We start from the raw sequence: 7,737 nt of genomic DNA, 5'->3' as shown, positions 1-7,737 counted from the left end.
GATGAATGGATGCCAACAAGTGGAGGACCTGACTCCATCGGTCTCCCGTTACGGGATCAACAGTCTGACGGCCTCCTTTTATGGCGACGAAAGTAGTGAAAACAGCTTCACAAGTGAAATAGATTATGAAAAAGGGATTATCACTATTGTTTTCCCATATAATTACCCTCGCATTTCAGAGAATGTGCTGACAATGGACAATTTGAAAAACGTACGAATTGAGGCAAATCTGGATGACAATGTAACGATCTCGCCCCCTCTCTTATATCTCGATCTGACCAAAGAAAATTATATCACTGTTACGGATCAGACTAAAACCAAGAAAGATTATAAGATTGTTGCAGAGATACGGAAAAGTGCAGAAGCAAGGATTACCAGTTTTGAATTGAAATCACTTGGGATTAGCGGAATAATTGATGAAGAGTTAAAAACAATCTCATTGATTTCGCTTGAGGATATTGGAGAATTGCTCGCCGAAGTGAATATCTCTCACGGAGCCACTCTCGATCCGGATCCGAGAACGGTCGCACTGAATTATGATGAAGAAATTTCCCTTACCGTAACAGCACAAGATGGTGTGAGCAAGTCGGTGTATAAAGTACAGAAAGATGTACCCAACAAGGTAGATTTCGGCATGCGTACTGGTAGCGGCAAAGTTCTATGGTCAAAGACAATAATGGCGGATCTCGGTCTCTCTGAATTACATATGACAACCGGGATTGCAGTAACTAAAGATTATGTTGTTGTAAATACAAGGAACCAACCATCTAAATATCTTGACCGGAAAACAGGTGCTATTGTGGGCACGATGCCCAATATGGGGTCAATTGTCGGTGGTCTTACCAACTTTTTCGCGACAGCCGACGACGGAGATAATATCCTGGTTTGTAATCTTGCGCCCAATGCGGGTACATTTAAAGTTTGGAATATAAAAGGAGTGAATGGCACACCCGAACTATTTATTGACTGGAGTGCAAGTGGATCTTATGCTATCGGACGAAAACTATCGGTAAAAGGAAGTATCGATGGGGATGCTATCATTACCGCCGCAATTTTGGGGGCTGACCGTTCCTTTGCCCGCTGGCAGGTAAAAGAGGGAGTACTCCAATCACATACGCCTGAGATCGTAACTATTTCGGGAATCGAAGGAGGATGGGGAAATAATGCTGATGTCGTGGCAACCGACCCCTCCAATCCCAATGCCGATTACTTTGTAAGTTATTATGCCGCACCAAGAAAGTTTGCATGGGTCAACGGTAGCACTAACGCGATAAGAGCCCTGGGTCCTGAAATTAATGCCAACTGGATACAAAATGCTGCCGATTATACCGTCTTCAACAACTGTCCGTATGCAGCAAGTAATTCTGTCAACTCCTTCACTTGGGGTAGTGACGATTCCATTTACCTGTTCGATGCAAGCGGAACCTCCACATTTACAACGCCGATCTGGACTGCTCCAATTGGCACTTATGGGGGTAAAGACAACGGCGGACAAAACGCCAACGGCACCGGCGACGTAATCCTGAAGGTTTCAAATGACGGCTACTACATGTACCTCTATTTCATGTTCACCAATGGAGCTATAGTCTGCGTGCAATATGACTGTATTGATATGTAACAAATGTTTATTAATTGAATGAGTGAAAGTTTTCACTCATTCAATTAAGCATAGAATACTGATAACGGTTTTTTAAGCTTATGATTAAATTCACAACTATTATTCGTCAATTCTTTGTTGTATTATTGTCCACAGGTTTCTTGCTAACAACGCTTGCTTGTGGAAATAATCAGCCTCCGGAACCGGAATATGAATTCCCGGATCCCCCTGAAGACAACATAAACAAACCCCGTTTTATATGGATTGATGCCGCAGCAAATTTCCCGGATTTTGCCAACAATCGGGAAAATATCACCCGCGACCTAGCACTTGCCAAAGATGCCGGTTTTACAGATATTGTAGTGGATATTCGTCCTACATCCGGAGATATTCTTTATAAGTCGACGGTTGAGGGTATACAGCAGGTAGATTGGTTACCGGCGTGGGTCAAGGGTGTCTATTCGAAAGTTGAACGTACTGCCACATGGGATTATCTGCAAACATTTATTGATGAGGGGAAGAAACTGGATCTAAGAGTTCATGCCGGCTTCAATACAATGGCAGGAGGACACAGCAGTGGCTTGGGGAGCCGGGGGATTCTCTACAGAGACCAATCAAAAAAAGAGTGGGCAACCTCCGAAAATCTCTCAAGAGGCATCACTAATACAATGGACAACGGAACAGGAACAAAATTTTTCAATCCTGCCAACGATGAGGTTCAAGAGTTTTTATGTGATCTGTTGCGAGATCTCGCAAAGTATAATTTAGACGGAATTATACTTGATAGAGGCAGATTCGACGGGATTCAGTCCGATTTCTCGGAGATAACCAGGGGAAAATTTGAGTCCTATCTGGGGAACATCAAATTGGCAAATTTCCCTGAGGATATTTTACCGCCCGGTACAACGATGCAGCAGGTAATCTCCATGACCTCCTATCCTGCCTACCTGACCAGATGGTTAGAATTCAGGGCGAAAGTAATTTATGACTTTATGGAAAAAGCGCGTAGTGCCGTAAAATCAGTTAATCCGGACATAAAATTTGGCGTATATGTAGGGGGATGGTACTCCACATACTACGAAGTAGGAGTAAATTGGGCTAGTCCGAAGTATAATCCCCATCCTTCTTACAGGTGGGCTACGGACAAATACAGGAACTACGGATACGCGGAATTGATGGATCAGATACTAATCGGTGCATATGCTTCCCCCCTCAACGTGTACGGTTCAACCGAATGGACGATGCAGGGCTTCTCCAGACTGGCAAAAGAAAAAATAAAGGATAGTTGCCCTATGGTGGCAAGTGGGCCGGATGTTGGCAACTGGGACAGTGAAAATCGAGCCACCCAGCAGCAGGAAAACCAGGCAATTGTCAATTCTGTGAAAGCATGTATGGATGAATGCGATGGTTACTTCCTGTTTGACATGATCCATTTAAAAATGGCCAATCAATGGGAGTATGTCAAGGAAGGGATCAATATTGCAATAGGAGAATGATATAATTTTCAATACAATTCACCTTGATGAGTTGTCTTGAGTTTTATTTGACTATTTTTCCGCAACGCTATAATGCGTATGAATTGATTTTCTGCCCGTTTTACTTAACAAAAATGTTTGAATAAAGAATGAATAACCGGAAAAGATAAACAGATGGACAGAAGAAAATTCTTGACCTGTGCCGGCCTAATGGGCAGCGTCGTAACAATACAGGGAGCCGCTGTATACCCGGCACTCTACAAACCATCCGGAAAGCGTAAAAATACCCGGTCACATGAATTGCAGGCAGATGTTATTATCATTGGAGGTGGCATGGGAGGGTGTGCCGCTGCTCTGGCCTGCTGCCGTAATGGATTAAGCGTGATAATGACTGAGGAAACTGACTGGATCGGGGGACAACTTTCCCAACAAGGAGTCCCACCTGATGAGCATCAGTGGATTGAGACACACGGTGCACCACAGTCGTACCGGGACTACAGAAACAGGGTGCGCGATTATTACCGGCGCAACTATCCGTTAACAGAAGCGGCCCGTACCCGGGAAAACCTCAATCCCGGTGATGGAAGTGTTTCCAGATTATGTCACGAACCGAGAGTAGCCGTATCGGTATTGGTTGATATGCTTTCATCCTACCTGAGCAACGGAAAATTGCAGTTACTGCTCAATTACAAAGCAAAGAGCGCTTATGTTGACGGCGACCGGGTAAATAATATAGAAGTAGGGCATATACATACAGGCGATCGAACGGTACTAACGGGAAAATCTTTTGTAGATGCAACAGAGTGCGGAGACTTGCTACCACTGACCGGTACTGAATATGTTACCGGCACTGAGTCGAGGCACGATACAGGGGAACTACATGCACCGGAAAAAACAGATCCGAAGAACAATCAGGCTTTTACAGTCTGTTTTGCCATGGATTATCAACCCGGAAAAGACAATGTACAGGATCCCCCCAAAGAATATAATTTCTGGAAAAACTATGTACCGGAGATGACCCCGCCCTGGTCAGGGAAACTATTAGACTTATCTTATTCGGATCCAAAGACCTTGGCTCCAAAAAGACTGGGATTCGATCCGAGCGGAAAGGACCTTGAAGGTGTATTGAACCTGTGGAATTACAGGCGAATCATAAACCGGAATAACTTTACCGAAGGAACTTACGAGGGAGATATCACTATTGTGAACTGGCCCCAGAATGATTTTTTCCCAGGGAATCTAATCGATGTTCCAGAAAAAGAATTCCAACAGACTGTAGAGAGAGCAAAACAGTTGAGCCACTCTCTATTCTACTGGTTGCAGACCGAAGCTCCACGACCCGATGGAAGGGCTGGATGGCGTGGACTGAGACTACGCGGCGACATCATGGGCACGGAAGATGGAATGGCCAAATATCCTTATATACGTGAATCGAGGAGAATAGAGGCTGAATTCAGGGTATTGGAAGAGCATGTAGGTGCAGAGAATAGAAAACTGGTAGCCGGGGAAATTGAAGGCCAGCGTTCTGCTGAATTTTACGACAGTGTTGGCATAGGATATTATCACATAGACCTCCATCCCAGTTCGAGGGGAAACAACTACATTGATTTCGCATCGCTTCCCTTTCAGATTCCACTGGGCGCCCTTCTCCCAAAACGTATAAATAATCTGCTTCCGGCAAACAAGAACATTGGCACAACCCACATTACAAACGGCTGTTACCGCTTACATCCTGTAGAATGGAGTATTGGCGAAGCGGCCGGTCAACTGGTCGCTTTCTCCCAAAGAGCGAAAGTCCCTTTCAAAGCAGTGAGAGAGCGCCACGAACTCTTGTCCGATTTCCAACAAATGCTCCGAAATCAGGGAGTGGAAACGGAGTGGAAATAACGGAAAAAGAGTAGTAGCTATTCAGAGATAATAAGACCTATTTTTAATAGTGGTCACTGGTTCTAAACAGATAATTGAAAAAATGAAAAGAGAAAGATTTTTATTACAACTTGTTACAAGCCTATCAGCAATACTGTTATTCGCATTTTTAGGAATATCATGTAACTCTGGGAAAAGTTCAAGCCCGGAAAATGCAAACCCTAAATTAATGTGGATTGATGCTACGGCTAATATACATCACTTCAATAATAGAGATACAATTGACTATTATCTGGAGAAAGTAAAAGGATTAGGGTTTACCGATATTGTAGTTGATATTCGTCCGATTTCCGGCCATGTACTTTATGATAGCCGGTATGCTCCAAAACTCACCAATTGGAACGGAAAAGAGGTTCATTATACATTCGACTATCTGGGGTATTATATTGAAAAAGCCCATGACATTGGCCTCAAAGTTCATGCTTCACTCAATACCTTTGTAGCAGGACATAATTATTTGGACATCGGCCCTATATACGAAGAAGATAAATCCGAGTGGACTTCCGTGGTATATCCACCTGATGAACAGGTATCTTTTATTCCCATTACCCAGGAAAAACAAAAATATTCAGCGATGGTTAATCCTGTAAATGAAGAATATCAGGAGTACATCCTCAATATATTTAAGGAGGTAGTTGATAAATATAAAGATCTGGATGGAATCATACTCGACAGAGTACGATATGACGGGTTTACGGCCGATTTTTCAGACCTGTCCCGGGCTAAATTTGAAGAATATTTAGGTACAGAATTAGACTCTTTTCCGGATGATATTTACAGATGGCAAAAGGATACGAACGGAAATCTTTACCCTCAGAGAGGCAAATATTTTCTTCAATGGACTGAATGGCGGGCGACGGTAATTCGTGATTTTATGAAAAAAGCCCGAGAAACCGTCAAATCGGCCAATCCGTCGATTTCTTTTGGTACCTATACAGGGGCATGGTATCCCTCATACTTTGAAGTTGGGGTTAACTTCGCAAGTAAATATTATGATCCGTCTGCTGATTTTGATTGGGCAAGTCCAACGTATATGAATACAGGCTATGCCGAACTGCTCGATCTTTTCACTGTCGGCAACTACTACACGACGATCACCAAAGAAGAGTATAGGGAAAAAAATCCCGAAATAAAAAATGAAACCGATCTGTTCGCACAAAAAAATATTTGGTATTGCGTAGAAGGATCGAATGAAAAAATAAAGACTATCATGGGTGACAACAAGTTTTATGGAGGAATTCTTGCCAGTCAGTTTTATGAAGATCCTGAAGGACTCACAGAGTCTATTACAATGAATTTGGCTACGTCTGACGGACTTATGATTTTCGATATTGTCCATATCATAGAGAAAAATTTATGGGAATATGTGGAAAGGGGCATGAGAGAAGCCAAAGTGATTGAATAATTGAAATGAAAAAACATGAAACGGATTTTGCTTTATAGCTTTTTAGTTCTATTCTCTTTCATTGTATCCGCATGCCAGGAGAAATCAAACACAATTGATTATAATATAGAATATATCAAATCAGTGGAAGTAATCTCTCCTCATGCTGAAAATATAGTGTTTGATAATTTTGCACATTTTATTTCCATCGATTTTCCGACAAATACTGATATTACGGGTGTTAAAATAAAATTTACTTTAGCTCCCGGTGTAAGTATGGAAAATCCCCAAGAGGAAACTTCGCAATATGACTTAACCAAAGAGGCTACATTTGAAATTCGATATGAAGGACGAATAATATTGTTTCGTATTAAATCGAATTTTGTTGTTACTCCTCCCGATCCAAACGCCCGTGGATGGGAAAAGAAAAATGATTTTGGAGGACTTCCGGCCTATCTCTCCGTGTACAAATATACCCGGAAAGTGGAAGAAAAAAATGTACAGGCTTACATTGCAGTAGCCGACATGAATGATAAAGAAGCCCGATTTTCCGTATTAGGTGAAGCGCAAGGCACAAAAACGCCTTCCCAGTTTTTCGACAGTTCAAACAAACCTGTTGTATTGTTAAATGCCGGTTATTTTTGGGACGGACATTCCCTGGGATTAATTATACGGGACGGTAAAACGGTAAAACCGGCACAACCCATGGTCTGGCGCAACTATAACGGAGAAAGTACCGTTTATTATCCAACGCAAGGTATTTTCGGATTAGGATCCGATGGAAAATTTTATGCACATTGGGCCTATGAATCGGATGGAAAGCTTTTCGTATATCCGTCTCCTGCACTTAATAAAGCCGGTGAAAAACCGCAGGATATTCCATCGGACAAGTTTCCACAAGGAGCACAGCAATGGACTCCAAAAGATGCGATTGGAGCGGGGCCGGTATTGATAAAGAACGGTGAATACAAGAACACCTGGGAAAATGAGTTATTCGACGCTTCCAGCGGCATCGGCCCCACTATAAACAATCCACGTTCCGCCATAGGGTATGCACCTTCAGGCCATCTTATATTTTTCGTATGCGAAGGGCGCAATAAAACGCCTGAGACACCGGGTCTCACCCTTAAAAATGTTGCCGACTTATTGCTCGATTTAGGTTGCACGGAAGCAATCAATCTTGACGGAGGAGGTTCCTCCTGTATGCTTATCAACGGGAAAGAAACAATTATTCCAAGCGACAGTAACCAACGCGCCATCACCAGCGTGATTGCATTATATTAATTACAAGTTTATGACAACCTATTCACGCAGAAAGTTCTTAAAGACCGCAGCCATCGGAGCCGCCGGTCTTA

General features: G+C 42.8%; 6 protein-coding genes. All 6 read left to right on the top strand.

Annotated features, from left to right (window positions below; genetic code table 11):
- Window positions 1-1,618 (top strand): DUF5018 domain-containing protein (locus tag Q0502_RS09770; RefSeq protein WP_298650079.1); only part of this gene is annotated, 1,618 nt, incomplete at its 5' end.
- A gap of 80 nt (window positions 1,619-1,698) precedes the next feature.
- Window positions 1,699-3,093 (top strand): alpha amylase family protein, encoded by a 1,395-nt coding sequence (locus Q0502_RS09765; protein WP_298650076.1) that lies wholly within the window; start codon window positions 1,699-1,701, stop codon window positions 3,091-3,093.
- A 153-nt stretch (window positions 3,094-3,246) separates the two neighbouring features.
- Complete coding sequence (locus Q0502_RS09760) at window positions 3,247-4,959, top strand: FAD-dependent oxidoreductase (RefSeq protein ID WP_298650074.1); 1,713 nt, start codon at window positions 3,247-3,249, stop codon at window positions 4,957-4,959.
- Between the two features lie 208 nt (window positions 4,960-5,167).
- Window positions 5,168-6,403: an alpha amylase family protein gene (locus tag Q0502_RS09755; protein ID WP_298650072.1), complete on the top strand. Its 1,236-nt coding sequence runs from the start codon at window positions 5,168-5,170 to the stop codon at window positions 6,401-6,403.
- A gap of 15 nt (window positions 6,404-6,418) precedes the next feature.
- A complete protein-coding gene (locus tag Q0502_RS09750; protein ID WP_298650070.1) occupies window positions 6,419-7,666 on the top strand; it encodes a phosphodiester glycosidase family protein in 1,248 nt (415 codons plus the stop codon).
- A gap of 10 nt (window positions 7,667-7,676) precedes the next feature.
- Window positions 7,677-7,737: twin-arginine translocation signal domain-containing protein (locus tag Q0502_RS19025; protein ID WP_366521781.1), on the top strand; the 61-nt coding region annotated here is incomplete at its 3' end.

Source organism: uncultured Proteiniphilum sp. (assembly GCF_937873925.1).
GTDB lineage: Bacteria > Bacteroidota > Bacteroidia > Bacteroidales > Dysgonomonadaceae > Proteiniphilum.
This window is presented reverse-complemented; position numbering and strand designations above follow the sequence as displayed.

What these genes read in the sequence shown, in the direction of transcription:
- Q0502_RS09765 (WP_298650076.1), top strand. Translation starts at nt 1,699, where the DNA reads ATGATTAAATTCACAACTATTATTCGTCAATTCTTTGTTGTATTATTG.
- Q0502_RS09760 (WP_298650074.1), top strand. Translation starts at nt 3,247, where the DNA reads ATGGACAGAAGAAAATTCTTGACCTGTGCCGGCCTAATGGGCAGCGTC.
- Q0502_RS09755 (WP_298650072.1), top strand. Translation starts at nt 5,168, where the DNA reads ATGTGGATTGATGCTACGGCTAATATACATCACTTCAATAATAGAGAT.
- Q0502_RS09750 (WP_298650070.1), top strand. Translation starts at nt 6,419, where the DNA reads ATGAAACGGATTTTGCTTTATAGCTTTTTAGTTCTATTCTCTTTCATT.